At 65.5% G+C, this 2,675-nt stretch carries 4 protein-coding genes; 2 read left to right on the forward strand and 2 right to left on the reverse strand.

Translation table 11 applies throughout. The features are described from left to right. Positions 1-140: 140 nt before the first annotated feature. Positions 141-647 carry a nicotinamide-nucleotide adenylyltransferase gene (locus tag Q0520_RS02095; RefSeq protein ID WP_298665944.1) on the reverse strand — a complete coding sequence of 169 codons (507 nt, stop codon included), beginning with the start codon at positions 645-647 and terminating at the stop codon, positions 141-143. Beyond that, the gene (gene larB, locus Q0520_RS02100) at positions 644-1,420 is read right to left on the reverse strand and encodes a nickel pincer cofactor biosynthesis protein LarB (protein WP_298665946.1); all 777 of its coding nucleotides are present in this window, start codon (positions 1,418-1,420) and stop codon (positions 644-646) included. Before larB ends, Q0520_RS02095 begins: the two co-directional genes overlap by 4 nt. A 48-nt stretch (positions 1,421-1,468) precedes the next feature. Here larB and Q0520_RS02105 point away from each other — a divergent pair, with 48 nt between their 5' ends. Next, the gene (locus Q0520_RS02105) at positions 1,469-1,777 is read left to right on the forward strand and encodes an ABC transporter permease (protein ID WP_298665948.1); all 309 of its coding nucleotides are present in this window, start codon (positions 1,469-1,471) and stop codon (positions 1,775-1,777) included. 42 nt (positions 1,778-1,819) lie between these two features. Beyond that, on the forward strand, positions 1,820-2,675 hold an 856-nt coding region (locus Q0520_RS02110; protein ID WP_298665950.1), incomplete at its 3' end, for a HisS family protein.

The raw sequence follows: 2,675 nt of genomic DNA on the forward strand, positions 1-2,675 counted from the left end.
TCCCGTGCGTCCAGCCACGCCCCCACCCCGTCAAAGGCGAGCGTGAGGCTCTCTTCTACCTCTTCCTTTGAAAAAAGACCCTTGAGAAAGCGGAACATCACCGATCTATCGGTGGCCCGCTATTAAAGGGTTTCAGGCACTCAGTCGGAACAGGCGATCTGCTTGATCCTGTCGACCCCGTGGATCTGGTCGATGACGTCGGCGACGCTCTCCGGCACGAGACTGCGCCAGTCCTCGTCGGTCGCCATCCGCCGCCTGATCTCGGTGCCCGAGAGGGTGTCGCGCATGTACATCGGGAGGGTCTGCACCTTCATGCCCCCCTCGGAGAAGAGCCTGATGACGAGGGGGTTGTTCGAGTAGACGACGTCGAAGTACGGCGTCATCGAGTAGACGTGCGAGACCCAGAGGGCGTTCCTGCGGAGGTCCTCGATCGGGATCGCATAGAAGGGGATGTCGATCTCCTCCAGGGCCGCCGCGATCATCATCACCCTCTCACCCGCGGTGAAGGGGTTCTCGACCTCGTGGGAGAGCTGGGCGCTCCCGACGCCGATGACGATCTCGTCGACCTGGGGGGCGATCCTCGTGATCACCGAGTGGTGGCCGTTGTGATACGGCTGGAACCGCCCGATGTAGAAGGCGCGCGTCATGGCCGCCCCGCCAGGGAGGCGATGAGCGCAGCGTGCGCCCCGGCGACGAAGCCCGCGTCGATGTTCACGACGGTCAGCACGGAGCATGACTGGAGCATGCTTGCGAGGGCCGCCTGCCCCTGGCCCATAAAGCCGTAGCCTGTCGAGACAGGGACGCCGATCACCGGCCTGTCCACGAGCCCTGCGACGACGGCCGGAAGAGTCCCCTCCCGCCCGGCGGCGACGACATAGACGTGCGCCCCGGCAAGGTTCTTCAGTGCCGGGAAGAGGCGGTGGACCCCGGCGGCGCCGACGTCGTAGGCGGTCCGCACCTCGCAGCCCATCTCCTCGGCGACGACCCGCGCCTCCTCGGCCACCCTGATGTCGGCCGTCCCCGCGGTGAGGACGGCGACGATCCCGCCGTTCTTCTCTGGCTGTCCCCCTTTCGAGAGGACAATTGCCTGCGCCCTCTCCGCATACCTGAACGTGAGGCCTGCCGCCTCTGCCGCGGCCCGCACCGCCTCCGCCTGTTCAGGGGAGACCCGCGTGGCGAGACAGCGCCCGGCGGCGTCGGCATGTTTGAGCATGATCGCCACAAGGTCGGCCGTCTCCTTCCCCTCCGCGAGCACCGCCTCGGGGATGCCGCACCGCACCTCCCGCCCGAGGTCGATCCTGGCGAGTTCCCCCACCTTCTCGACCCTCAACCCCGATATCCTGTCAATGGTATCGTCGAGGGAGATCCTGCCGGCGGCGTACGCGGCAAGCACCTCTCTCAGGATAGTGTCCGCAGTCATGGTCCAATAGTAAAATATGGGTGCGGGGATAATAAATCACCCACGGTAATGACCTATCTTGTCTACGTGGCCGCCTTCGGCACTGCGGCGACGTTCTTCCTCTGGCTGCGGGACGCCCGGATCTTTTACCGGACCGCCCTCCCCGGCTACAGGCAGGCGGCGTACAGGGGCGTGCTCTACTCGGCCCTCGCCCTCTTCGGGTCCCTGATGGCCCTGACCACCCCGGACCTTGAGTTCCTCGCTCTCGGTGCGGTCCTCCTCGCCCTGTACCTCCAGGGGCGCGTGCCGCGGGAGAAGGTCTGGACAGGCGGGGAGAGCGCCGCCACCCGCTTTTTCGGGAATGTTCCCCGCAGGTAAGATAAGGTCTGAAAGGCAAATTTTACGGCAGGAGTCGATCTGATGCTACAGAAACCACGCGGAACCAGGGATTTTCTGCCCGACGAGATGGCGCAGCGGCGTGCTGCGGAAGCAACGATGCGCGAGGCCGTCGGGCGGTGGGGCTACGGCGAGGTCTGCACCCCAACCTTCGAGCACCTCGAACTCTTCACCATGCGTTCGGGCGAGAATATCAAGCAGGAGATGTACGTCTTCGAGGACAAGAGCGGGCGGCAGATGACCCTGCGGCCCGAGGTGACGGCCTCGGTCTCGCGGATGTACGTGAACGAGGGGCGCTCCCTTGCAAAGCCTCTCCGCTGGTACTATGTGGCCGACTGTTTCCGGTATGAGAGGCCCCAGAAGGGCCGGTACCGCCAGTTCTGGCAGTTCGGCGTCGAACTGATAGGCGCGGACTCGGCGGCGGCCGACGCCGAGGTGATCATGGTCGCCGACGACCTCCTCCGGTCTGTCGGCCTGGACTACGACCTGAAGGTCGGGTTCCTGGCCCCGATGAAGCACCTCCTCTCGGGCGTGGACCCCGCCCTCCAGAGACAGGTGATGGCGTACCTCGACAAGCGCGACCTGGACGGCCTGAAGGCCTGCCTGGAGACCTGCGGGCAGGCCGAGCTCGAAGACTCCCTCACCGGTCTCGTCTCCTGCCGGGGGCCCGCGGAGGCCTTCGAGATCTGCGGCAATATCCCGGAGAAGGAGCGGATTGAGGGGATCTTCCAGATACTGGACGGCGAGGAGATCGACTACGCGGTGAACTTTGGGATCGCGCGCGGCCTGGACTACTACACGGGCATGGTCTTCGAGGGCTTTGCCCACAACCTGGGCGCCGAGAACCAGGTGCTCGGCGGCGGCAACTACCGCCTCGCCC

It is taken from the genome of uncultured Methanofollis sp. (genome assembly GCF_937919355.1).
In the GTDB taxonomy this organism is placed as follows: Archaea; Halobacteriota; Methanomicrobia; order Methanomicrobiales; family Methanofollaceae; genus Methanofollis.